Consider the following 25,097-nt stretch of genomic DNA (forward strand, 5'->3'; position numbering starts at 1 on the left):
GTTACTCAGTGGCGTGTCGCCCGCGCCCGAGCGACACGCCTTGTACCAAAGGTTCTACAAAAAGTTTAACAATGGTAGCTTGCGCGCCGGTAAGGCCCGCGCCCGGAGCCACATCGTCGCTCCCGAAGCCCGGCGCCAAGCTTGGGTACTTCGTCCTATTTTTGCCCCCGAACCAGCACTTGGAGCTTAGAACCAGGGAGCAGGACCTGGCCGTATCACCACGGGCTGCCCGCATCCTCGTTCTTCGCTTTGCGTTCTGAGCCCTTCATCCTCTCCTTATCCATGAGCAAGCCCGCGCAGCAAACCGCCCATACCACCGAAGGCACCCTGGCCGACATCGTGGCCCACGCCAAAGAATACGGCTTCGTGTTTCCCTCCTCCGAAATCTACGACGGGCTGGCCGCCGTGTACGACTACGGCCCCAACGGCGTGGAGCTGAAGAATAACCTGAAAATGCTCTGGTGGAAGGCCATGACGCAGCTCAACCAGAACGTGGTGGGCATCGACGCGGCCATCTTTATGCACCCGACCACTTGGAAAGCCTCCGGCCACGTCGACGGCTTCTCCGACCCGATGATTGACAACCTCGACAGCAAAAAGCGCTACCGCGCCGACGTGCTGCTGGAGGAGCGTGCCGCCGAATACGAGAAGAACGGGGAACTGGCCCGGGCCGAAACCCTGCTGGCCGAAATGGGCCGCCTGCTCACCGACAACGACCTGGCCGGCGTCAAGCAGCTCATCATCGACGAGCAGATTCTCTGCCCGATCAGCAAGACCGGCAACTGGACCGACGTGCGCCAGTTCAACCTGATGTTCTCGACGCAGATGGGCGCGGTGGCCGAGGGCGCCAGCGAAATTTACCTGCGCCCCGAAACGGCCCAGGGCATCTTCGTCAACTTCCTGAACGTGCAGAAGTCGGCCCGCCAGAAGGTGCCCTTCGGCATTGCCCAGATCGGGAAGGCCTTCCGCAACGAAATTGTGGCCCGGCAGTTCATCTTCCGCATGCGGGAGTTCGAGCAGATGGAAATGCAGTTCTTCGTGCGCCCTGGCACCGAAAATGAGTGGTACCAGCACTGGAAAGCCGCCCGCCGCCGCTGGCACGAGGTGCTGGGCCTGCCCGCCGATAAGCTGCGCTTCCACGACCACGAGAAGCTGGCCCACTACGCCAAGGCCGCCGTCGATATCGAGTATGAATTCCCCTTCGGCTTCAAGGAAATTGAGGGCATCCACTCCCGCTCCGACTTCGACCTGACCCAGCACCAGCAGTACAGCCGCAAAAAGCAGCAGTACTTTGACGCCGACATCAACCCGGAAACCGGCAAGGCTTACGGCAACTATGTGCCCTTCGTAGTGGAGACGTCGGTGGGCGCCGACCGCCTGTTCCTGGCCACGCTCTGCCAGGCCTACACCGAGGAAACCATTACCGAAGGGGAAGGCGAGCAGCAGACCACCAAGACGCGCACCTTCCTGAAGCTGCACCCCGCGGTGGCGCCGGTGAAGGCCGCCATCTTCCCGCTGGTGAAAAAGGACGGCATGCCGGAAAAGGCCACCGAAATCTTCAACTCCCTGCGCCACTACTTCCGCATCATCATCGAGGAGAAGGACGCCATCGGCAAGCGCTACACCCGCCAGGACCTCATCGGTACGCCCTTCTGCATCGTGGTTGATGGGCAGACCCTGGAGGACGACACCGTGACGGTGCGCCACCGCGACTCGCGGGAGCAGACGCGCATGCCGATTTCCGAGCTGCGCGGCTACATCGGCGAGGCGGTGAGCCTCTCGCGCATCTTCGAACAGCTGTAGCCGCTCGAAATGGCCCAATAGGCGAAAGGCCCCGGATGAATGTCCGGGGCCTTTTTTGGTGGTGACAGCGCGGCGCTTACTGCCCGTTGAGCCAGGCAGTGGCTTCGCGGCGCGAGGTGAAATAGTTGAATTCCACCTGCTCGGGCACGAAGGTGCTGCCGCTGGCCGGGCAGTTGCTGATCTGGTATTGGTACTGCCCCTCGCTGAGCACGGCGGCGATGAACACCGGACGTCTGATGCGGGCGGGCAGGTGGGCGTGCAGCGGTTCCACCAGCCACTGCTCGTGGTCATCGGCGGGCGGGGCGTTGCGCTTCAGGTCCAGCAGCAGCTTGCCCACGTTGTGGGTCAGCATTTCCTGCAGGGCGCACTGATAAGCCTGGCCGAAGGACAGGTCGAGGTGGGTGGCGTTGAAGCTGAGATGCAGGGTTTCCTCGGCCGCGTGGTACGTCAGCGAGGCTCCGGGCGAGTAATAGAGCGTCATCAAGGGCAAGAGCCGCCGGGGACGGTGGAGGTTGCAGATATGCGGCGGCAAAATTTACGGGAGTATACGACTCTTTCAACTTTTTGATTTACAGGTGCTTGCTATAATAAAGCGTTTTCTGCGGCCGGTGCTATTCTCCCTCCAAAATCCCCCAGGAGCCATTGTGTACCTTTGCCCCAATTTTCCTGCCGTAGCCGATGTGGAGTAAGCTCGCCCTGCTGATTATCAAGAACCGCCGTCTGCTCGTTGGGCTGCTGGCCGTCATCACCGCGTTCATGGCCTGGAAGGCCAAAGACGTGGAAATGACCTACGACTTTGCCCAGGTCGTGTCGCCCGACGACCCCGACATGGTGTACTTCCAGCAGTTCAAGAAAACCTTCGGCGAGGACGGCAACGTGCTCGTGCTCGGGCTGCAGGACAGCTCGGTGTACCGGCTCGGCAACTTCAACGAGCTGCGCCTGCTCACCGACACGCTGGCCAAGGAAGAAGGCGTGAACGGGGTGCTGTCGGTGACCAAGCTCATTCAACTCACCAAGGACACCGCGAACCAGCGCTTCGCCACGGCGCCCATCTTCCGCACCTTCCCGCAGACGCAGAAGGAGCTGGACTCACTGATGCGCATCGTGAACCGGCAGGAGTTCTACAAGGGGCAGCTGATCAGCCCCACCACCGGGGCCACGCTGCTGGCCCTGACCATGGACCCGAAGTACCTGAATTCCTCGAAGCGGCAGGCGGTGATGAAAAACATCCTCGACCACGCCGAGCGGTTCACCAAGAAAACCAACATCCGCCTGCACTACGCCGGCCTGCCCTACGTGCGCTCCACCATGACGACGAAGGTGGCCAGCGAAATGAAGTTCTTCCTAATGCTGGCCGCCTTGGTGACCAGCGCCACGCTGCTGGTCTTTTTCCGCACGTGGTCGGCGGTGGTGTTTCCGCTGCTCATCGTGGGCGTGGCCGTTATCTGGTGCGTGGGCATCATCGTGCTGCTGGGCTACAAAATCACCCTGCTCACCGGCCTGATACCGAGCATCCTCATCGTCATCGGCATTCCGAACTGCACCTACCTGCTCTCGCGCTACCACTACGACTACCGCATTTCGGGTAACCAAGTGCTGGCCATGGTGCGCGTGGTGCGCAAAATCGGGCTGGTGACGCTGATGAACAACACGGCCACGGCCACCGGCTTTTTCGTGTTCTGCTTCACCAACATTGCCATTCTCTACCAGTTCGGCTGGGTGGCGACGCTGAGCATTTTCGCCGCGTTTTTCATCTCCATTATCCTCATCCCGATTGTCTTTACCTACCTGCCGCCGCCCACGCCCAAGCAGCTGGAGCACCTCGACGCCAAGCCGCTGACCAAGCTGCTGGAGTTCTTCGACTACCTGGTGCTGGAGCGCCGCGGCACGGTCTACGGCATCGCCCTGGTGCTGTGCTTGCTGGGCGCGCTGGGGGCCTCGCGGCTGCAGTCGGTGGCCTACATGGTGGATGATCTGCCCAAAAACTCCTCCGTCAACTCCGACCTGAAGTTCTTCGAGCAGCACTTCAACGGCATCATGCCGCTGGAAATCGTGGTGGATACCGGCAAGAAGCGCGGCATCCTCAAGCTCAAGAACCTGGAGCGCATCGACCGCCTGGAAAACTACCTGCGCACCCAGCCGGAGCTGACCTCGCCCATCAGCATCGTGACCTTCCTGAAGGCGGCCACGCAGACCTTCTACAACGGCGACCCGCAGTACTACCGCCTGCCCGACAACTCCGAGCGCAACTTCATTCTGAGCTACCTGGCCCGCTCGCAGGGGCAGGGCGGCACCGGCATGGACAACAAGCTGCTGCGCTCCTTTACCGACTCCACCGGCCAGAAAGCCCGCATTTCGCTGAAGATTGCCGACATCGGCTCGCGCAACCTCGACACGCTGCTCATCAACAAGATTCAGCCCCAGATCCGCGAAATCTTCAACGGCACGGGCATGGACGTGAAGCTCACCGGCACGACCATCCTCTTCACCAAGGGCAACGAGTACATCATCGGCACCTTGCGCAACAGCCTGATTCACGCCTTCGGGCTGGTGGGCCTGATCGTGCTGGTCTTGTTCCGCTCCATCCGCTCGGTGTTCTTTACCCTGCTGCCCAACTTCGTGACCCTGCTGCTTACGGCCGGGCTGATGGGCTTTTTCGGCATTGCCCTGAAGCCTGCCACGGCCCTGATTTTCTGCATTGCCCTGGGCATCGACGGGGACAACTCCATTCACCTGCTGGCCAAGTTCCGGCAGGAAATGGCCAGCAACGGGCGCCGCGTGCGGGCCGCCATCAGCACCACGCTCTCGGAGGCCGGCACCAGCATGATCTACACCAGCATCGTGCTGTTCGTGGGCTTCAGCATCTTCGCCTTCTCCGAATTCGGCGGCACCAAGGCCCTGGGCTTGCTCATGTCGGCCTCGCTGCTGATTACCAACTTCTCGAACCTGATTTTGCTGCCGGCCCTGCTGGTGAGCTTTGAGCACGGCAAGGACGAAACCATCGACCGCGCCCTCATTCAGCACTACGACGATCAGTACCACGAAGAGGACGACGACTTGGAGCTGAACCTGGCCAAGATGACCGTGCAGCCCCGCCTGCCCCAGGGCCCGGCCGACCCTGGCACTAATACCTAACCCAGTAGCGGCCTGCTTCTGAGCCTTTTTGCCGCCCGCTTTGTTTGCTTTCGATAACTGACTTTCCTAGCCCAAACCAGAGCCGAAAAACCAGCGCCCGCCGCAACTCCCAAGCGGGGAGCATGCCCACCGCTGGGGCTTTATGACCGATGAAATACCCCGAATACAAGCAACCCTTCGACTACGCCAAAGTAGGTTCCGACATCCTCGCGTGGTGGAAACAGAACGGCATTTTCGAGCAGAGCGTGACCACCCGTGAGGGCAAGGAAACCTTCGTGTTCTACGAAGGCCCACCCTCGGCCAACGGCGCCCCCGGCATCCACCACGTGATGGCCCGGACGGTGAAGGACATCTTCTGCCGCTACCAGACGCTCAACGGCAAGCAGGTGAACCGCAAAGGCGGTTGGGACACCCACGGCCTGCCCATCGAGCTGCAGGTGGAAAAGGAGCTGGGCATCACCAAGGAGGACATCGGCAAGAAAATCAGCGTCGAGGAGTACAACCAGCGCTGCCGCGAAACGGTGATGCGCTTCAAACACCAGTGGGACGAGCTGACCGAGAAGATGGGCTACTGGGTGGACCTCTCGGACCCCTACATCACCTTTGAGCCAGAGTACATTGAAAGCTGCTGGGCGCTGCTCAAGAAGCTCTACGACAAGGGCCTGCTCTACAAGGGCTACACCATCCAGCCGTATTCCCCGGCCGCCGGCACCGGCTTGTCCTCGCACGAGCTGAACCAGCCCGGCACCTACAAGGACGTGAAGGACACGACCATCGTGGCCGAGTTCAAGGTGAAGCGCGACGAGCAGTCGGAAAAGCTGTTTGCTGCCTTTAATGACAGTAGTGTTTCTGGTAAACGCTTCGGTGCGTCAGTCGATAAAGAACCCGAAATCTTCATCTTGGCTTGGACGACGACGCCTTGGACGCTGCCGGCTAACACCGGGTTGGCAGTCGGAAAGAATATCGATTATGTTCTGATCCGGACGTTCAATCCGTACACTCTCACTCCTGCCACAGTTGTTCTTGCCAAGAACTTGGTAAGCCGGTATTTCACTGGCCAAGAGTCTGAAGCTTTCTTGGAGCACGTCAATTCTTTGGCCGAAGGAAAAGATTATTACCACGGTTACGAGTCGCTGATTGCCGGTTGGCTATTCGATGGTAGCAGCGAAAAACTGACTGTTGAAGCCACCGAAAGCTTTGTTAAAAAAACGCCTGCGGCTAAAAAAGGGCTGCCTTGGCGTGTTGTTGGCGAGTTCAAAGGTTCAGACCTCGCCGGCATCAAGTACGAGCGTCTCTTCGGCCAGGACGCGGGTTTCCCGGCCTTCGAAGGGGAGGAGCGGGCCTTCCGCGTCATCGTGGGCGACTTCGTGACCACCGAGGACGGCACCGGCATCGTGCACATCTCGCCGACCTTCGGCGCCGACGACTTCCGGGTAGCCCAGCAGAACGACGTGCCGGCTCTGCTGGTCAGCGACGACCAGGGCAAGCTTGGCCCCATCGTGGACCGTACCGGGCGCTACGTGGCGCAGATGGGCGAATTCGGCGGGCGCTGGGTGAAAAACTACGACGGCCACGACGAATCGGCCGCCGACTACCGCACCCTCGACGTGGACATCAGCGTGCGCCTCAAGGAGCGCGGCCGGGCCTTCAAGGTGGAGAAGTACGAGCACACCTACCCGCACTGCTGGCGCACCGACAAGCCCGTGCTTTATTACCCGCTCGACTCGTGGTTTATCAAGACCACGGCCGTGAAGGACCGCCTCATCGAGCTCAACAAAACCATCAACTGGAAGCCCGACAGCACCGGCACCGGCCGCTTCGGCAACTGGCTGGAAAACCTAGTCGACTGGAACCTGAGCCGTTCGCGCTACTGGGGTACCCCGCTGCCCATCTGGCGCACCCAGGACGGCTCCGAGGAACTGTGCATCGGCTCCATCGCCGAGCTGAGCGCCGAAATCGACAAGGCCGTGGCCGCCGAGGTGATGACGCATAACCCCATCAAATCGGGGGAAATGACCGACCTGCACCGGCCCTACGTGGACGATATTTTCCTCGTTTCACCCTCCGGCCAGCCCATGTACCGCGAGCCGGACCTCATCGACGTGTGGTTCGATAGCGGCGCCATGCCCTACGCGCAGTGGCACTACCCCTTCGAAAACGAGCAGAAATTCCAGCGCAATTTCCCGGCGGATTTCATCGCCGAGGGCGTCGACCAGACCCGTGGCTGGTTCTTTACCCTGCACGCGCTGGGGGTGATGCTGGAGGACTCGGTGGCGTTCAAAAACGTCATTGCCAACGGCCTGGTGCTGGATAAGAACGGCAACAAGATGTCGAAGCGCCTCGGCAACGCCATCGACCCGTTCCAGACCATTGCCCAGTACGGCCCCGACGCCACGCGCTGGTACATGATTTCGAACGCCCAGCCCTGGGACAACCTCAAGTTTGACCTTGCCGGCATCACGGAGGTGCAGCGCCGCTTCTTCGGCACGCTGTTCAACACCTACTCGTTCTACGCCCTCTACGCCAACCTCGACGAGTTCCAGGCTCGCGAATTCGACCGCGTGCCCGTGGCCGAGCTGACCGAGCTGGACCGCTGGATCCTCTCGAAGCTGCAGTCGCTCATCCTCGAGGTACGCGGCCATTTCGACAACTACGACCCCACGAAAGCCGCCCGCGCCATCCAGGATTTCGTCACCGACCAGCTCTCCAACTGGTACGTGCGCCTCTCGCGCGGCCGCTTCCGCAAGGGCGAGCTGACGGCCGACAAGAAGGCCGCCTTCGAAACCCTGCAGCAGTGCCTGGTGGTGGTTTCGCAGCTGATGTCGCCCATCGCGCCCTTCTTCGGCGAGTGGCTGTACAAGAACATGACCGACGGCATGCGCGCCGAGGCCACGGAAAAAGGTACGCCCCTGCGCTACGAATCCGTGCACCTCACGGAGCTGGTGCAGGCCGAAGAAAGCCTCATCGACAAGGCCCTGGAGGAGCGCATGGACCTGGCCCAGCGCGTATCCTCGCTGACGCACTCGTTGCGGAAAAAGTCGGCCATCAAGGTGCGCCAGCCCCTGCAGCGCATCCTGGTGCCGGTGCTGACGGAGACGACCCGCGAGCAGGTAGGGAAGGTGGAAGACCTGATCTGCGCCGAGGTGAACGTGAAGCACGTGGAGTTCCTCGACGATACCAGCGGGGTGCTGGTGAAGTCGGTGAAGCCTAACTTCAAGCGCCTGGGCCAGCAGTTCGGTCCGCGCCTCAAGGCCGTAGCCGCCCGCATCCAGCAGATGACGCCGGAGGAAATCAGCCAGCTCGAAAAAGCCGGTCAGCTGGCGGTAGAGGTTGACGCTCAGCCTATCACGCTCTCGCCCGAGGACGTGGAAATCCGCACCGAGGACCTGCCTGGCTGGCTCGTGGCCACCGACGGCCCGCTCACCGTGGCCCTCGACGTGACCCTCACCGACGAGTTGCGCCACGAAGGCGTAGCCCGCGAATTGGTGAACCGCCTGCAGAACCTGCGCAAGGATTCGGGCCTGGAGGTGCAGGACAAAATCCGCGTCACGCTCGGCGCCGACCAGCCCGAGCTGGTGCAAGCCGTGGAGAATTTCGGTGACTACATCCGCACCGAAGTGCAGGCCGTGTCGCTGGATCTGGTGAGCGGTTTCGTCGACGGTTCGGTGCTCGAATTCGACGAGTACAAAGTGCCGGCCCGCGTGGAAGTCGTAAAAAGCTGAGCCACAGGTGCCGGGCGGCGTGCTAAATTCGCCGCCCGGCATACCGGCGTATAAAACGCCGACGGGATAGTCTGAAACAGTCCAAAATCTTCTTTTTCGGCCTCGCCGGGCCGATTCCATCCGCATAAATCTTCGCGCCGTTTTGTGCCGGAGAGGTATAAGATCGGGGTGCAGCGGTGTGCTACGCGCAGTGCAATTTTGCCTTGGTCGCCAAATCAGCGAATTCATGAAATACTGGAAGTACTACCTGCTGGCCCTGCTGGTAATTGTCATCGACCAACTCTCGAAGTGGGCCGTGCACACCTACATGCAGCCGGGCATGCCGGGCGAAATCCCGCTGATTGGCGACTGGGCGAAGCTGCACTACACCCTGAATCCGGGCATGGCGTTCGGGGTGGAACTGCCGGCACCCTACGGCAAGGTGATGCTCACGTTGTTTCGCCTGCTGGCCGTGACGGGCATAGCTTATTACATCTACAAGCTGTGGAAATCGGCCGCCCCGAAGGGCCTGATTTGGTGCATTGCCGCCATCCTGGGCGGCGCCATCGGCAACCTGATCGACTCGGTTTTCTACGGAGTTATCTACAACAACGCCCCCTTCGGCGCGCCCACGCCTTGGCTGCACGGGCAGGTTATTGACATGCTCTACCTGGACCTGTACGAGGGCTTTTTGCCCGCTTCCTGGCCGCTGGTAGGGGGCATGCACCTCTCGCTCTGGCCCATCTTCAACATCGCCGACGCGGCCATTTTCCTGGGCGTGGTCTTCATCCTGCTGAATCAGGGCAAGTTTTTCCAGCACCACGAGGAGCAGAAAGCCCAGCCGAACGAGCACCGGCCGGACGCGGAAGCGGCCGAGGTGGTGTAAGCACCCAAAAGAATGGTTACACAACCACTAAAAACGCTCATGACATTGCTGTTGTGGGCGTTTTCATTTTATGCGCAGGCTCAGAAGCCTTCGGTAAAGCTCGATCTGAAAGGAGTGAGGTACAACGCGCAGGCGCGGGTGGTGGAGCTATCAGCGGTGGTTTCGACTGCTGATTCGGCTGTTATTTTCTACAAGCCGGAAGAATGGAATTTCTGCGCAAGCCTGATCTACGTTGGCTTTGAGGATTGCCGGAGCAAAGTACACGGGTATTATTTCTCCTGTAAGGATGTAATGGATCTGGACCGCGTTATCATCACGAAACAGAATAGCGTGGTATTGAGGCCGAATCAGCCTTATCAGCTCCGAATGAAGCTTAAGCTGAGTCGTATATATCCTGTGTTGAAGTCGAAGCATTGCTATGCGGTCAAATTGCGCATCAACCACGAATACCTTGGATATGGCTGGCCTGACCACACTTTCAAGGGAAATGTCGAAGCCAATGTTGTTCAGTTGGCTATGCCCTAAATGCTTTGGGGTTATATCAATTCCTGCTGTTCTTGTAATTCCATGCTCCGCAAACAGAAATTCATCAGCCGCGAAGACCTGAAAGCCAATCCCGACACGCTCTACGTCTTCGGGGACAACGAGCGGCGCCGCGGCTACGGCGGGCAGGCCAAGGCCATGCGCGTCGAGCCAAACGCGGTAGGAGTGAGGACCAAGCGCAAGCCCGCCCGCACCGCCCCCGATGACTTCTGGACCGACGACACCTACGAGCAGAACTGCCGCCTGATTGCCGAGAATCTGGCCCCCGTTTTTGCCCACCTGCAGGCTGGTGGCCACGTGGTGCTGCCCGAAGACGGCCTAGGCACCGGCCTGGCTGAGCTGCCAACCCGCGCCCCGCGTACCTTTGCTTACCTGCAGCAGCTCAAAGCCTTCGTTTAAGCGCTTTTCAGGCCTTTTAAGCGCACCAAACCCATCACCGAGCCCGCCAGCTCACCTTCGCCCGCGAAACCCGTGCAAACCGCTAATTCCGTGCTTCTCGACGTCCGCGACCTGACCATCGACTTCGCCTCGCAGTACGGCCTGACGCGGGCCGTGGAGGGCGTGTCGTTTCAGCTGCGCGCCGGCGAGACGGTGGCCATCGTGGGCGAGTCGGGTTCGGGCAAGTCGGTGACCTCGCTGGCCATGTTGGGGCTGATTCCGATGCCGCCCGGCCGGCTGAGTGGGGGAGAAGCGCGCTTTCAGTCCGAGGCCCTGGGTGGCGAGGTGGATTTGCTGCGCCTCTCCGAAGCCGAGCTGCAACAGGTGCGCGGCAACGAAATATCGTTCATCTTTCAGGAGCCCATGACTTCCCTGAACCCCGTGCACACCTGCGGGGCGCAAGTGGTGGAAGCGCTGCGGTTGCATACCACCTTAAGCAAGCAGGAAGCCGAGGCCCGCACCATCGAGCTGTTTACCGAAGCGCAGCTGCCGCGGCCGGAGAAAATATTCAAGAGCTACCCCCACGAAATCAGCGGCGGGCAGAAGCAGCGCGTGATGATTGCCATGGCCATGGCCTGCCAGCCCGCCATCCTCATTGCCGACGAGCCCACCACCGCCCTCGACGTGACGGTGCAGGCCCGCATCCTGCGCCTCATCGACGACCTGCGCCGGCTGCGCAACACTGCCGTGCTCTTCATTACCCACGACCTGGGCGTGGTGGCCGAAATTGCCGACCGCATCCTGGTGATGTACCGCGGCAAGGTGGTGGAGCAGGGCCGGGTGCTCGACATCTTCACCAATCCGCAGCACCCCTACACCAAAGGCCTGCTGGCCTGCCGCCCGAAACTCTCCCTGGGGCGAAAAAAACTTCCGACGGTAGCCGACTTCATGCGGGAAGATGCCTCGGGCGCCTTCTTTACCACTGAAGCTGCCGCCCTGCAAAGTCCTGCAAACGAAGTGGCTGGCTCTACGGCCGAGGTTCCTCAGAACGAGACTGACATTGCCAACATGTTCCCCGTGGAACATTCCGCTGTTCCACGGCTCGACAATACGCTGCAAGGCTTCCAGACGGCGCCGTTACTGGAAACGGGTCAGGTAACGCCCGCGGCGGGGGAGCCGGTGCTAAACGCGGTTCCGGCTGATACTTCTGCCCCGTCGTTCAACGATAGTGGTAGTACAACTCAAAGTCGTGCTGCCGCTTCGGCCGCGCCTGCTGCCCCAGATGCCCCGACTAGCGGCGAAGTGCTGCTGCGCGTGCAGGATCTGCACGTGCATTACCCGGTGCGCAAAGGCTTCTTCGGCCGGGCCACCGAAGTCGTACGGGCGGTGGATGGCGTGAGCTTCGACATCCGCCGCGGCGAAACCGTCGGGCTGGTGGGGGAGTCGGGCTGCGGCAAGACCACCCTGGGCCGGACGCTGCTGCGCCTGGTGGAACCAACGGCGGGCAAGATTCTGTTCGAAGGGGATGACTGGGCCAGGCTCTCAACCGGGGAGCTGCGCCGTCGTCGTCGCGACTTTCAGATGGTGTTCCAGGACCCCTACGCGGCGCTGAATCCCATGCTCACCGTGGGCGAAGCCATTCTGGAGCCCATGCGGGTGCACAACGTCGGCGGCACGCGCCAGCAGCAGAAGGCGCGGGTGCTGGAGCTGCTGCGCACCGTGGGGCTGAAGGAGGAGCACTACCTGCGCTACCCGCACGAGTTCAGCGGCGGGCAGCGGCAACGCATCTGCATTGCCCGGGCGCTGGCCCTGCAACCTAAGTGCATCATCTGCGACGAATCCGTCTCGGCGCTGGATGTATCGGTGCAGGCGCAGGTGCTCAACTTGCTCAACGACCTGAAGCGCGACTTTGGCATCACCTACCTCTTCATTACCCACGACCTGTCAGTGGCCCGCTTCATGTCGGACCGCCTGCTGGTGATGAACGCCGGACAGATCGTGGAGCAGGGCAACGCGGCCGACATCTACGCCAACCCGCAGCACGAGTACACCCAGCGGCTGCTGTCGGCCATTCCCAAAGACACGCCCGAGGATATCCGTGCTGCCGTGGCCCGGCGCACCAGGTAGAAACGTAAGCTTGCGTTTCTACCGCCTTACAGCCCGCTTAAGCCACTTAGTTATTTTACTCCATTCCGCACACGCCCACTACCCCAGGCGTCGCGTATAGCGCCTCAAACGCGCCTCTATTTGCTTCGCTGCCCCCCGCGTATCGTCCCGGCAGCACCCCGCTTACCGCGGATATATTCAGAAGTTCTGTTCTTTGGCAGAACTTAACCCGGTCTGGTTTCGAACACTAGACCAAATCTTTCCCGCCGGACGCAACAAAATCAGCCCGGCACGCATATTCATCCCGACAGGCCCGCCCATTCTGGTGCGTAACTCCGCCTGCCTTTTTCCAGCCAACTCGCCGCCCGTCAGAGATACCCAAAGCAGCCCGGCGGCGACCCTTTTCACCATGAGAAGAAACAACGACTCGGACGCCCCGCGCCCTAAGCGCGACCCGGCCCGCCGCCGTGACCAAGCCGCTCCGGCCACCATCAACAAGACCCAGGTCTTCCGCATCTTCGCCGAGAATCCCGGCAAGGTCTTCAACTACCGCCAGCTCGCCCGCCGCCTTGGTGTGGTGGACAAAGAGCAGCGCGACGACCTGTTCGATGTGCTGAAGGCCCTCAAGAAAAGCGGGCACATCGCCCTGCTTCAGAACGACGACTACCGCCTGGTGGAAATTCCCGGCCGCGCCCAGCAGGAGCGGCCCGACCAGGACGTGCCCGCCAAAGACCGCGGCCCGCGCCGCGACAAGCCGGCCGTGAGCAGCGCTCCGGCCGATGCCGCCGGGGGCTACCAGCCCCGCAGCCGCCGCCCCCTCGACAACCCCGCCGAGGAGCTGGAGTCCAGCGGCCCCATCGTGCACCGCCGCCGCTCGGCCGGCTTCGACATGCCCGGCACCTCCGACCGCAGCCACCGCCCCGGCTCGTACCGCGAGCGGCGCGAAGGCGGCTACCAGCCCGGCCCTACCATCACCGGTACCGTGGACCTGGCCAACGCCAAGTTCGCCTTCATCGTGAGCGAGGAGCTGCCCGAGGATCTGCGCATCTACACCGACCGCCTGGCCTTTGCCATGGACGGCGACACGGTGCGCGTGCGCCTCGGCCAGAACCGCGACGGGAAGCCCACCGGCGACGTGGTGGAAGTGCTCGAGCGTGTGAAGCAGGAGGTCGTCGGCCGCCTGCAGATCCAGGGTGGCTTTGGCTTCGTGGCCCCCGACTACAAGAAGCTCTACTTCGACGTGTTCGTGCCGGGCCACGCGCTGGGCGGTGCCCAGGACGGCGACAAGGTACTCGTGAAGGTGACCGAGTGGCCCTCGGAGGCCGGCCGCCAGCCCGTGGGCGAGGTGGTCCGCACCTTCGGTCCGGCCGGTGGGCACGAGGCGGAAATCAACGCCATCATGGCCGAGTACGGCCTGCCCTTCGAATTCCCGGAGGAGGTGGAAGCCGAAGCCAACGCCATTCCGGCGGCCATCACGCAGGAGGAAATTGGCAAGCGCCGCGACTTCCGTAGCATCACCACCTTCACCATCGACCCGGTGGACGCGAAGGACTTCGACGATGCCCTGTCGCTGCGCCAGCTCGACAACGGCCACTACGAAATCGGCGTGCACATCGCCGACGTGACCCACTACGTGCGCCCCGGCACGCGGCTGGAAAAGGAAGCCAAGCACCGCGCCACTTCGGTGTACCTGGTGGACCGTACCATCCCGATGCTGCCCGAACGCCTCTCGAACGGGCTCTGCTCGCTGCGCCCCAACGAGGACAAGCTCACCTTCTCGGCCGTGTTTGAGCTCGACGAGAAGGGCAAGCTCTACGACTCCTGGTTTGGCCGCACCGTCATCCACTCCGACCGCCGCTTCACCTACGAAGAGGCTCAGGAACGCATCGAATCGGGCGAGGGCGACTACGCCGACGAAGTGAACCTGCTCAACCGCATTGCCAAGCAGCTGCAGGCCGAGCGCTTCCGCAAGGGTGCCATCAGCTTTGAGGCGCCGGAGGTGAAGTTCAAGCTCGACGAAAACGGCAAGCCGCTCGGCGTGTTCGTGAAGGAGCGTAAGGACGCGCACAAGCTCATCGAGGAGTTCATGCTGCTGGCCAACCGCAAGGTGGCCGACTTCGTGTTCCGCCTCAAGCCGCGCAAGCCGCGCCTCACCATGGTGTACCGCACCCACGACGCGCCCGACCCCGACCGCCTGGAGAACTTCGCGCAGTTTGCCCGGCAGTTTGGCCACTCGCTCAACTTCGGCGAAAACACCAACGTCAGCAAGGAGCTCAACAAGCTCACGGCTGAGGTGGAGGGCAAGCCCGAGCAGTCGGTGATTCAGGCCCTGGCCGTGCGCGCCATGTCCAAGGCCATCTACACCACCGAGCCGCTGGGCCACTTCGGCCTGGCCTTCGACCACTACTCGCACTTCACCTCACCCATCCGTCGCTACCCCGACATGATGGCCCACCGCCTGCTCGAAGACTACCTGCACGGGGCCAAGAGCGCCGACGCGGTGGAGCTGGAAGCCGACTGCAAGCACTCCTCGGAGCGCGAGAAGCGGGCCGCCCAAGCCGAGCGCGCCAGCATCAAGTACAAGCAGGTGGAGTACATGGCCCAGCACGTGGGCGAGAAGTTCACGGGTGTCGTATCGGGCCTCACCGAGTGGGGCATGTACGTGGAGATGGGCGAAACCAAGAGCGAAGGCATGGCCCGCCTGGCCGACATTCCGGAGGACTACTTCGAGTTTGACAAGGAGAACATGCGCGTCATCGGGCAGCGCACCGGCCGCATCATCAAGTTCGGCGACAAGGTGGAAGTGTTCGTGAAAGCCGCCAACCTGCTCGACCGCACCATCGACCTGGAGCTAGTCACCGACTCGCTCGGCACCAACCAGCGCCGCGCCGGTCGCGGCAAGTCCGACGGCTACGCTGCCCGCGACGAGCGCGGTGGCGGGGGCGGCCGGAGCCGTTCCGGCTCGGGCGGTGGTGGCCGCGCCGACGGCCGCAGCGGCGGCAAGTCGGGCGGCAGCGGTGGCAGCCGCCCGCGCAAATCCGGCGGCGGTAAGAAAGGCCGCAGCCGCTTCCACGGCTAAATGACCGAAGTGGTAGTACGACTTGGAGTCGTACTACCACTATCGTTGAACGGCACCCCAAACGGCTCCGCTGGTACAGCACCGGCGGGGCCGTTTGCGTGTAGCCGAACCCGCCGAAGGTACTACGTGGCCGCCCTCCAATCATCCGCACGCCGGACGCAGTCGCCCGCACGCCGGTTTCGGTTACCTGCACGCTAGTCACGGTCGTCTGCATGTCAGCCCCGGTCGTCGCCAGCCCAGCCTCGGTTCTCGGCCCGCCGGTGCAGCACCCATCCGCAGCCCATCCGTGCCGCCGTCCCTCCGTACCTTGCAAGCCATCATACGCCGCCCCAACTCCGTGGACCTTTCCCGTTTTTCCAGCCTCATCACCGATGCCCTGGCCCGCCTCGAATACGGCCAGCAGCCCATCGAACTCTACGAACCCATCCGCTACATCATGCAGCTCGGTGGCAAGCGCATTCGCCCTTTGCTCACCCTGCTCGGCGCCCAGCTCTTCACCGACGACTGGCAGCGCCTAGCCCTGCGGCCGGCCCTGGCCGTGGAGGTCTTCCACAACTTCACCCTGCTCCACGACGACATCATGGACCAGGCCCCGTTGCGCCGTGGCCAGCCCACGGTGCATGCCAAGTGGAACCAGAACGTGGCCATCCTCTCCGGCGACGTGATGCTGGTGCGCGCCTACGAGCTGCTCTTCGACGTAGAGCCCGTCCTGCTGCGCGAGGTGCTGCAACGCTTCAGCCAAACGGCCGCCGAGGTCTGCGAAGGCCAGCAGTTCGACATGAACTTCGAAACCCACGACCAGGTTAGCATCGCCCAGTACCTCGACATGATCCGCCTCAAGACGGCCGTGCTCCTGGGTTTCGCCCTGGAGCTGGGTGCCCGCCTCGGCGGGGCTTCCGCGGCCGATGCCGACCACCTGCGCCGCTTCGGCGTCGACGTGGGCCTAGCTTTCCAGCTGCGCGACGATTTACTCGACGTGTACGGCGACGCGGCCACCTTCGGTAAGCGCGTCGGCGGCGACATCGTGTCCGACAAGAAGACTTACCTGCTGCTGACCGCGCTGGAGCGCGCCAACGCGGCCCAGGAAGCCACGCTGCGCCAGTGGCTGGGTCAGACGTCGCCCGAAACCGCCGAAGCCAAGGTGCGGGCCGTTACGGCCGTTTACGACGCTCTGGGCATCCGCAGCAGCACCGAGGCCCTCATCAACGACTACTTCCAGGACGCCCTCGCGCACCTGGACGCCGTGCAGGCCCCTGCCGACCGCAAGCAATTGCTGCGCGGCCTGGCCCTGCAGCTGATGGAGCGCGAAAGCTAAGCTCCTCCCTTTTTCCCTCCTGTTTCTGCCGATGCTTGACCTTCTCAATCCCGTTCTGCTGCTCATCATCCTGACCTGCGGCATCTCCATCTACGCCTGGTCGAACCCGGGCCTGATGGATCGGTGGATCTTCAGCCCCTTCCGCGTGCACAAGCACGGCGAGTGGCACCGCTTCCTGACCTCGGGCTTTCTGCACGCCGACTGGATGCACCTTATCTTTAACATGTTTGCCTTCTACTCCTTCGGGCAGGTGGTACTGGGCCGGCTGATGATGGAAACTGACTCCCTCAACGGGCTGCTGCTGTTCCTGCTGCTGTACCTGGGCGGCATCATAGTAGCCGACATTCCCACCTACCTGCAGCACCGCCGCGATTCGCGCTACGGCAGCCTGGGTGCATCCGGCGGCGTAGCGGCAGTTGTATTCGCCTCGGTGCTCTTTTTCCCTGTGGCGCCCGAAGGTGGCGGCATCCTGATTTTCCCCATCCCGTTCCGCATTCAGCCTTTCGTCTTCGGCTTCCTGTACCTGGCTTATTCGTACTACCAGGGCCGCCGCGCCGGCGACAACATCAACCACGACGCCCACTTTTACGGCGCCCTTTTTGGCGTCGTGCTCACGGCCCTCATTCAACCGACCGCCGTGATTGAATTCTGGCAGCAAATAAGCAATAAATATCTGTAAATCAATTGTTTATTTAGGATACTCGACTGACTGGATATCCATTATGGCATGCTTGCGTAATAGAAGCCCAAAACTCCTTCTCCTTACTCCAAACCAAGCACCTCATGGACCGCGTACTCGCCCTCCGTTCTTCTTTCAAGCCCTTGGCGCTGCTGATGGCTTTCCTCTCGTCCTTCACGCTGAGCAGCTGCAGCCGCCGCACCGATGCTGGCTCCTACACCATGTGGGGCGCGCTTATCCTAATCCTCGACGTGGTGGCTATGATTGATGCGCTGCGTCAACCGTGGTCGTTGGGCAAGAAGATTCTCTGGATTGCCATCATCTATTTCCTGCCCCTGCTCGGCCTGATCCTGTACTACTTCATTTCCGGCCGCGGCAAGGCATAGCTTCCCGCTCACCCACAAAAAGGCCCGGTGCAAAACTGCACCGGGCCTTTTTGTATGCCTCCTCTTGCCGCTGCGAAAGCGGAGGGGTCTATTGATCTTTCTTGCCGCCGCGCAGCAACCGCTGCTTCTCCAGGCGTGCCACGTGGCCCAGCGTCTGGCCCAGGTTGGTAACTTCCGTCACCTGCCAGTAGTCGCCCCGGTCGCGCATCTTCACTTCTAGTACCATCGTCGTGTCGTATTTCGGCTGCGTAAACTCCAGCCCGACCAGCGCCTGCTCGCCCTGCTCGTTCACGTACTTCACCCCCTTGAAGGAGCTTTCCGGGCTGATGACCCGACTGGCCAGCCCGGCCATCGACACCTTCACCAGCCGCTGCGGCTGGCTCTCTGCGGCTGCTTCCAGGGAGCCGGTTTCCACGAAATGCTGCACCTCCTTGCGGGCTGCTTTGGCCAGCTGCGGCTTGGCCAACCCCAGCACGCCCTTGGCTACCAAGCCGCCGCCCGGCAGCATCAGGCCCAACGCCTTGCCCTGATCCGCCACCTGATCCACCAGGCTGCCCGTGACGCTTTCCACGTCCACGTATTTCTCGAAGCTGCTTACGTCGTGGTCGTGCACCGCCTTCACGGCCTGGCCCAGCGCAAACTTAGGACCGGTGCTCACGCTTCGATAATATAGGTAACCGCCAATAACGAGAATGGCCAACGCCAGCAGGAGTAGTACGCGTTTCATGGTGTATGATGAAATGTATGTTCAGATGAGTCGTCAAAAATACCGGTTTGCGCTACTTCGCTAGCTGTGATAAGGTTTTTCTGGCCTCGGCTGGGGGGATGATGACGGTCTAATTCATCCTACGCTTGCCCAGCCCGGAATCTAGGGCTTTCCCTTCCGATGGCTTGATGCGTATGCACACAGCATGTCTGCATCCACTTTACTTCCGGCACGCCCCCTGGTCTATGGGCACCGCGGTTGCCGGGGCCTGCGCCCCGAAAACACTATTCCCGCCTTTCTGCACGCCCTGGAATGGGGCGTCGATGGCCTGGAGCTAGATGTGGTTGTCTCGGCTGATGGGCAGGTAGTGGTTTCGCACGAGCCCTGGCTTAACTCTGCCATCTGCACCGCCCCCGATGGCGCGGGTTTATCGGTTGAGGAAGGCCGTGCCTTCAACTTTTATGAGCAGCCCTACGCCGCTATTCTGCGCTATGACTGCGGCCAGCGCGGCCATCCACTATTCCCAGAGCAGCGCCCTGAGCCCGCCTATAAGCCTCTGCTCACAGAGGTATTTGCCGCAGTGGCCCACGCGTGCTCTGTATCAGGACGGGCGTTGCCTGCCTTCTCCATTGAGCTTAAGAGCACGCCTGACGAGGATCATATAACGCAGCCTGCACCCGCAGAATTCGTGACGCGGGTGCAGCAGGTTATAGAGGCATTCTGGCTTGCTGCCGACGCGTCAGCAAGGCCCACTATTCTGTTGATGTCCTTCGATCATCGTGTAGTTCGGTGCGCCCGGCAGCTGACCAGCTACCATGTTTGCTTATTAATCGAAGACCATATTTCGTTGACCGGCCACCTCCAGCGGCTCGGTTTTGTACCTGACGCATTGGGTCCGGACTACGTGCTTCTAACGGAAGAACTGCTGAGGTTTTGTGCCGCGGCGCAGCTGCCCATCATAACCTGGACCGTCAACGAGGTTGATGCCCTGCGCGCTGTAGCAGGGTGGGGCGTACACGGTATCACCACCGATTACCCCAATCGAGCAGCTGAGGTATTCCGGTGTTGACAGCTCATCCGTATTAAGCATGGATTTAGTGCCAGCATCCGCCTTATAGCGGGTGCTTTTTTACATCTGGTCCAGGTAAGGAAGCGGTTTAGGCAGAAAAATTCATTTCTGCAGCTCCACATGGAATGTATTAAGGGCGTTGTTACAGCACTGTATAGTGTATTGTGTACCAATGTCCGTGTAATATTATGTTTGTAACAATATTACATTATGTCAATTGTTACAATTGAGTGTAATTGCAAGTGGTGTATTGTTCGGTTGTTGTTTTGATACATGCTACATTTTCGTCATCTTTACACCCTAGTCCTTTACACAGCCCATTTCATGACTCACCAAGGCGAAATCCTGCAGGAAGCCATTAAAAACAGTGGTATTTCGATCAGTCGACTCGTGCAGGAACTTGGTATTACACGGCCTACTATTTACCGTAAATTCAAAGAGACAACACTTGATTACAACTTTGTTAAGCGTGTCGGCGAGGTGATACAGCATGATTTTACAAATGATTTTGATACACCTGTACAGTCTCAGCTGCCCTTTACAGTTCCTGTTGTAACACAGTCCGCACCTGTTCGTAATAATGCGTTACAAGCTGTGGATCAAGACCCTACAAGGGCCTTGCTGGCCCTCCAAGCCAAATACATTGCCTTGTTGGAAGCCTATAATGAGCTCCTGTTAAAAGTGTATGGCCCTAAGTGAACAACCTATGTTTCACGTGGAACATTCTGTTGCAGGCTGTGGATGCTAAGAAGCATTCATCCTTTACAGGAACTTGCCCTCGAGCGAGCCACATGAAACCTCGAGTTGCTAAGCTGATGACACAATGGGCGGATCCTGTTACTCCTCAAAACTTCTAACCGGTCAGCCTAATGAATACAGGAACGGAAGGTGTGCCTACTCTCAGTGAGCAGTAAACACACCGAATGAGCCAGCTTCACAAACAGGAAGCGGCGGTAGCAAGTACTAAGTAGTCGGTAGGGGAGGGGCGCTACAGGAAGACTATTTCCTGGATCAGGGTCTCGCCAACTTCCGCGTTGATGATTTCTGCAACGCGGGTCTTCGCCATAAAGAGCTCGTGCTTGAGCGGCGCCGAGCTGAGCCGTACGAAAAGCTTGCCGTTGCGGAAGTATACCTCCTGCGTTTTGAGCGCCACGGCCCGGCCCATAATTCGTTCCCAGGAAGAAACGACATAGACCTCATTCATCTTGCCTTGTAAGCGGTAAGCCTTCAGCAAAGCCTGAATACCATCCTTCAGCGGAACGATATCGGCTTGGCGGGAAAACTCGGATTTGTTGCGCGGCTTCAAGGCAGATTGATTACAATAATGCGCGGACCGATGGCCTGATCGACTACCGAAACCGGAGTGCAAAGGTACATTGGTGTGCGGCTATAGCGGGTACACGGTACCGCTTTCCACCCGAAAACGAGCAACCTGTTCTGAAAGCCCGGCTAAGGCCTGATCGGTGCGGTCGAGATGAGTATCGGTGAGGAACACCTGGCCAAAAGTGTGGTTGGCCACCAGCTGAAGTAGCCGTTTTATGCGTCGCTCGTCAAGCCGGTCAAAAATGTCATCAAGCAGCAGCAGAGGCTTGTGCTGCTTGTTGCTGGCCATGATTTCAAACTGGGCCAGTTTAAGCGCAATGGCGTACGATTTTTGCTGGCCCTGCGAGCCAAAGCTCTTTACGGCCATGCCATCCATGAGGAAGGTATAGTCGTCTTTATGTGGGCCCACGGAGGTACGCTGCAAGGCTATATCCTTGCGTTCATGCTGTCGGAGCAGTTGGGCAAAATCCTGATCTGGAAGCTGGCTCTTGTACTCCAGGGTAACGGATTCCCGACCTTCCGCCAGCTCCAGGTAGTGACGCTGGAAGATGGGGATGAACTCTTCCAGAAACCTCTGCCGCAACACGACAAGTGTGGAACCAGCGGCCACCAATTGTTCGTCGAGCACCTGCAGGTAGTCACGGTCGAAGACGTGCCGCTCGGCAAACTGTTTGAGCAATGCGTTGCGTTGCTTTAGCGCAAAACTGTATTGGATCAGCAACTCCAGGTAACCATGGTCGAGCTGGGAGATGAGGCTGTCGAAATACTTGCGGCGCTCTTCGCTGCCCTGCCGTATAAGGTCCGTGTCGTAGGGGGAGATGAGCACCACCGGGAAGCGCCCGATGTGATCGGAGATACGGTCGTAGGGCTGCTTGTTGTGGGTGACCAGTTTTTTCTGGCCGGCCCGCAGGCTGCACTGAATGGTATCGGGTGAGGTAGATGTGGGAAGGGCAAACTGCCCCTTCACCAGGAAGAAGTCGGCCCCCTGCTTCATGCACTGGGCATCGGAAGCAGCGAAGGCGCTCTTGGTCATCGATAGGTAATGAATAGCATCCAGCAGGTTGGTTTTGCCGCTGCCGTTCTCACCAATGAAGCAATTGATGTGGGGCGATAGAGCCAGGCTGGCCTCGTCGTAATTCTTGAAAAAAAGCAGGTGCAGCGAGTCCAGCGTCATGAAAGCGTAGGTTTCGGAGTTGCAATGCTTTTACGTACTTTCGCATTCCAAAACCCGAACTAGAAGAGCAACTAATGGCGGATACGAAGGTAAAGGCTGCCTCGAAGGCATCCAATTCGACCAGCAAGGCGCAGAAGGCCCAGGAGCCGCAGGTAGAGACTCCGCCACAGCCCGACTCCGTACGGCAGCCTACCCCCAAAGGGAAAGTGCCGACCAACGGCAAGGCCGCGCAAGCGAATGCCAACCCGGCCTTCGATAAGGACACTTACATGAAGTGGTTCGAGAGCATGATGCTCATGCGCCGCTTCGAAGAGAAGGCCGGTCAGCTGTACGGTCAACAGAAGATTAAGGGTTTCTGCCACCTCTACATCGGGCAGGAAGCCTGCGCCGCGGGTGCCATCTCGGCCCTACGTGTAGGTGATAAATGGATTACCGCTTACCGTGACCACGCCCACCCGCTGGGCCTGGGCACGTCGGCCAACGCCGTAATGGCGGAGCTGTTCGCCAAGCAAACCGGCTGCTCAAAAGGCAAAGGCGGCTCGATGCACATCTTCGACAAGGAGGTGAACTTCATGGGCGGCCACGGCATCGTGGGCGCGCAGGTTCCGCTGGGTGCCGGCATTGCCTTCGCCGAGAAGTACAACAAGACCGGAAACCTCTGCATCTGCTACATGGGCGACGGTGCTGTGCGCCAGGGCGCCTTGCACGAGGCCTTTAACATGGCCATGCTGTGGAAACTGCCGGTAATCTTCGTCGTGGAGAACAACGGCTACGCCATGGGTACTTCGGTGCAGCGTACGTCGAACGTGACGGAACTCTACACGCTGGGGGAAGCCTACGACATGCCTTCGGAGCCGGTGGACGCCATGCAGGTAGAAGAGGTGCACAACGCGGTAGCCCGCGCTGCCGAGCGCGCCCGCGCCGGTGAAGGCCCAACGTTCCTCGAGTTCAAGACTTACCGTTACAAAGGCCATTCCATGTCGGACCCGGCTAAGTACCGGACCAAGGAGGAAGTGGAAGGCTACCGCCAACGCGACTCCATTGAGAACGTGCGGGCCGTAATCCTGGAGCGTCAGTACGCTACCGAGGAAGAACTGCAAGCCATTGACGACCGCATCAAAGCCGTCGTAGCCGAATCGGTGGAGTTTGCCGAGAATTCGCCGTACCCGCCCGCCGAGGAGTTGTTCCGCGATGTGTACGTGCAGGCAGATTATCCCTACATCCGCGAGTAACCAACGCTAAAGCCAAAGCCGGGTGACCGGCCTCAATACCGGTCACCTCTTTTCTTCTGTCATGTCGAAGATTCCCTTTACGCGCAACTCGCCGCAGGCGCGCCAGAACCAGACGCCCCAGCAGCCTGTCGAAGGTCAGCCGGACCCCAATGCGCCCTACCAACACCCGATGCTGGAAGACCCCAATGCTCTGGCCAATCGGCTAGAGGATTCGGAACTGTTCGTACGCCGCAATAAGAACATCGTGTTCGGATTGCTGGCTGCGCTGGTACTGGCAGTGGTGGGTGGCTTTGGCTACTACACGTGGCGCCAGTCGCAGGACGATAAGGCCCAGGCCGCCATGATTCAGGCGGTGAATTACTGGGAAGCCGACTCGCTGAAGAAAGCGCTGAAAGGTGATGGGCAAGCTGGCGGCCTCGAAGCTATTGCCACGGAATACAGCGGTACCAAGGCCGGTAACCTGGCCAACTTCTACGCCGGGGCAGCTTCGCTGAAAGAAGGCAAGTTTGAGCAAGCCATCGATTACCTCGAAGACTTCAGCTCCGACGATCTGCTGCTGCAAGCCCGCGCCAACGCCCTCATCGGCGATGCCAACATGGAACTGAAGAAGTACAAGGAAGCGGCCAACTACTACCAGAAGGCCGCCGACTATAAAGCCAACGAGTACTTCACGCCCGCTTACCTGATGAAGCTCGCCGTAGCCCAGGAAATGCAGAAAGACTTTGCTGCTGCTGAGCAGGCTTACAGCAAAATCATCGGCGACTACCCAAACGCAGCCGAGGCCAACGAAGCCAAGATCTACCAGGCCCGCGCCAAAGCCATGACCGGCGCTAAGTAATTCCGCCGAACTCAACTCCAGCATCGCGCCGCTTCCGACCCCGGGGGCGGCGCGACTGTTTTACCCTCCGCCCTATATCTGCGGGCGGAAGCGGATATTTGCAGCCTGAACTCACCTCGTCCTCTCATTCATGGCTACCTCCCTGAAGAACCTCAGCACGTATACTTCCGATCAGTTTCCTGACATCAGCGATAAGCGTTTTGGGCTCGTGGTAGCCGAGTGGAACCGCGCCATCACCGACACGCTCTGCCAAGGCGCCTACGAAACGCTGCTCAAGCACGGAGCCAAAGAGGAAAACATCTACCGCAACACCGTACCCGGCAGCTTCGAGCTGGGTTTGGGGGCGCAGCTGCTGGCCCAGCACGAGGAGATTGACGCAGTCATCTGCCTAGGGGTCGTTATAAAGGGAGAAACCCGCCACGACGAGTTTATCAGTCACGCCGTGGCTCAGGGCCTGATGAACGTCGGGCTAAAGTTCAATAAGCCTGTTATCTTCGGAGTGCTGACCACAGAGAACGAAGCCCAAGCCTGGGACCGTGCCGGCGGCCAGCACGGCAACAAAGGCGTGGAAGCCGCCGTGACGGCCATCCACATGCTGGGATTCTGAACCTTAGACAACACCACGTGGTTAGAATGCCATCAAAAGCGTAGCTTTGCGGCCGGAAAACCGGGCTGCATAGCGAGCTGAGGTATCGTAAGGGCTTTGAAGCACTGCGGGTTACGGCACTAAACCAAGCCAGCCGC

At 60.3% G+C, this 25,097-nt stretch carries 20 protein-coding genes; 16 read left to right on the forward strand and 4 right to left on the reverse strand.

From position 1 onward, the window contains the following. Positions 1–282: 282 nt before the first annotated feature. Positions 283–1,803 carry a glycine--tRNA ligase gene (locus ACYVKQ_RS03835; protein ID WP_460576066.1) on the forward strand — a complete coding sequence of 507 codons (1,521 nt, stop codon included), beginning with the start codon at positions 283–285 and terminating at the stop codon, positions 1,801–1,803. A gap of 76 nt (positions 1,804–1,879) precedes the next feature. Here ACYVKQ_RS03835 and ACYVKQ_RS03840 read toward each other — a convergent pair whose 3' ends face one another. Then, entirely contained in the window at positions 1,880–2,284 is a 405-nt protein-coding gene (locus ACYVKQ_RS03840) for a hypothetical protein (protein ID WP_460575788.1), read from the reverse strand. A gap of 197 nt (positions 2,285–2,481) precedes the next feature. Between ACYVKQ_RS03840 and ACYVKQ_RS03845 the strand changes: the two genes are divergently transcribed. From ACYVKQ_RS03845 to ACYVKQ_RS03890, 10 genes are all read left to right on the forward strand, one after another. Next, the gene (locus ACYVKQ_RS03845) at positions 2,482–4,938 is read left to right on the forward strand and encodes an efflux RND transporter permease subunit (protein WP_460575790.1); all 2,457 of its coding nucleotides are present in this window, start codon (positions 2,482–2,484) and stop codon (positions 4,936–4,938) included. 149 nt (positions 4,939–5,087) lie between these two features. After that, the gene (ileS, locus tag ACYVKQ_RS03850; RefSeq protein WP_460575792.1) at positions 5,088–8,660 is read left to right on the forward strand and encodes an isoleucine--tRNA ligase; all 3,573 of its coding nucleotides are present in this window, start codon (positions 5,088–5,090) and stop codon (positions 8,658–8,660) included. A 226-nt stretch (positions 8,661–8,886) separates the two neighbouring features. Continuing rightward, the gene (locus ACYVKQ_RS03855) at positions 8,887–9,525 is read left to right on the forward strand and encodes a lipoprotein signal peptidase (protein ID WP_460575794.1); all 639 of its coding nucleotides are present in this window, start codon (positions 8,887–8,889) and stop codon (positions 9,523–9,525) included. Between the two features lie 39 nt (positions 9,526–9,564). Continuing rightward, positions 9,565–10,050 (forward strand): hypothetical protein, encoded by a 486-nt coding sequence (locus ACYVKQ_RS03860; protein WP_460575796.1) that lies wholly within the window; start codon positions 9,565–9,567, stop codon positions 10,048–10,050. A gap of 42 nt (positions 10,051–10,092) precedes the next feature. After that, positions 10,093–10,467 (forward strand): DUF7831 domain-containing protein, encoded by a 375-nt coding sequence (locus tag ACYVKQ_RS03865; protein ID WP_460575798.1) that lies wholly within the window; start codon positions 10,093–10,095, stop codon positions 10,465–10,467. Positions 10,468–10,557: 90 nt separating this feature from the next. Further along, the gene (locus ACYVKQ_RS03870; protein ID WP_460575800.1) at positions 10,558–12,573 is read left to right on the forward strand and encodes an ABC transporter ATP-binding protein; all 2,016 of its coding nucleotides are present in this window, start codon (positions 10,558–10,560) and stop codon (positions 12,571–12,573) included. 388 nt (positions 12,574–12,961) lie between these two features. Further along, a complete protein-coding gene (gene rnr, locus ACYVKQ_RS03875) occupies positions 12,962–15,631 on the forward strand; it encodes a ribonuclease R family protein (RefSeq protein ID WP_460575802.1) in 2,670 nt (889 codons plus the stop codon). Positions 15,632–15,968: 337 nt separating this feature from the next. Then, complete coding sequence (locus ACYVKQ_RS03880; RefSeq protein ID WP_460576067.1) at positions 15,969–16,946, forward strand: polyprenyl synthetase family protein; 978 nt, start codon at positions 15,969–15,971, stop codon at positions 16,944–16,946. Positions 16,947–16,977: 31 nt separating this feature from the next. Next, a complete protein-coding gene (locus tag ACYVKQ_RS03885) occupies positions 16,978–17,625 on the forward strand; it encodes a rhomboid family intramembrane serine protease (RefSeq protein WP_460575804.1) in 648 nt (215 codons plus the stop codon). Between the two features lie 104 nt (positions 17,626–17,729). Further along, positions 17,730–18,011, forward strand: coding sequence for a PLD nuclease N-terminal domain-containing protein (locus ACYVKQ_RS03890; RefSeq protein ID WP_460575806.1), 282 nt, complete (start codon positions 17,730–17,732; stop codon positions 18,009–18,011). Positions 18,012–18,099: 88 nt separating this feature from the next. Here the strand turns inward: ACYVKQ_RS03890 and ACYVKQ_RS03895 are convergent, their stop codons facing one another. Beyond that, positions 18,100–18,738 carry a hypothetical protein gene (locus tag ACYVKQ_RS03895; RefSeq protein ID WP_460575808.1) on the reverse strand — a complete coding sequence of 213 codons (639 nt, stop codon included), beginning with the start codon at positions 18,736–18,738 and terminating at the stop codon, positions 18,100–18,102. Between the two features lie 184 nt (positions 18,739–18,922). On the opposite strand from ACYVKQ_RS03895, the gene ACYVKQ_RS03900 reads away from it, so the two are divergent. Together ACYVKQ_RS03900 and ACYVKQ_RS03905 are read left to right on the forward strand one after the other, a co-directional pair. Continuing rightward, a complete protein-coding gene (locus ACYVKQ_RS03900) occupies positions 18,923–19,786 on the forward strand; it encodes a PI-PLC domain-containing protein (protein ID WP_460575810.1) in 864 nt (287 codons plus the stop codon). Between the two features lie 324 nt (positions 19,787–20,110). Beyond that, positions 20,111–20,485: a hypothetical protein gene (locus ACYVKQ_RS03905; RefSeq protein WP_460575812.1), complete on the forward strand. Its 375-nt coding sequence runs from the start codon at positions 20,111–20,113 to the stop codon at positions 20,483–20,485. A gap of 289 nt (positions 20,486–20,774) precedes the next feature. Here the strand turns inward: ACYVKQ_RS03905 and ACYVKQ_RS03910 are convergent, their stop codons facing one another. Together ACYVKQ_RS03910 and recF are read right to left on the reverse strand one after the other, a co-directional pair. Beyond that, positions 20,775–21,092 (reverse strand): DciA family protein, encoded by a 318-nt coding sequence (locus tag ACYVKQ_RS03910; RefSeq protein ID WP_460575814.1) that lies wholly within the window; start codon positions 21,090–21,092, stop codon positions 20,775–20,777. A gap of 81 nt (positions 21,093–21,173) precedes the next feature. After that, the gene (gene recF, locus ACYVKQ_RS03915) at positions 21,174–22,283 is read right to left on the reverse strand and encodes a DNA replication/repair protein RecF (RefSeq protein ID WP_460575816.1); all 1,110 of its coding nucleotides are present in this window, start codon (positions 22,281–22,283) and stop codon (positions 21,174–21,176) included. A 74-nt stretch (positions 22,284–22,357) separates the two neighbouring features. Here recF and pdhA point away from each other — a divergent pair, with 74 nt between their 5' ends. From pdhA to ribH, 3 genes are all read left to right on the forward strand, one after another. Further along, positions 22,358–23,515: a pyruvate dehydrogenase (acetyl-transferring) E1 component subunit alpha gene (gene pdhA / locus ACYVKQ_RS03920; protein WP_460575818.1), complete on the forward strand. Its 1,158-nt coding sequence runs from the start codon at positions 22,358–22,360 to the stop codon at positions 23,513–23,515. Between the two features lie 61 nt (positions 23,516–23,576). Continuing rightward, a complete protein-coding gene (locus tag ACYVKQ_RS03925) occupies positions 23,577–24,353 on the forward strand; it encodes a tetratricopeptide repeat protein (RefSeq protein WP_460575820.1) in 777 nt (258 codons plus the stop codon). Between the two features lie 130 nt (positions 24,354–24,483). Beyond that, on the forward strand, positions 24,484–24,960 hold the full coding sequence (gene ribH, locus ACYVKQ_RS03930) for a 6,7-dimethyl-8-ribityllumazine synthase (protein WP_460575822.1): 477 nt from the start codon (positions 24,484–24,486) through the stop codon (positions 24,958–24,960). Positions 24,961–25,097 lie beyond the last annotated feature (137 nt).

It is taken from the genome of Hymenobacter coalescens (assembly GCF_054783195.1).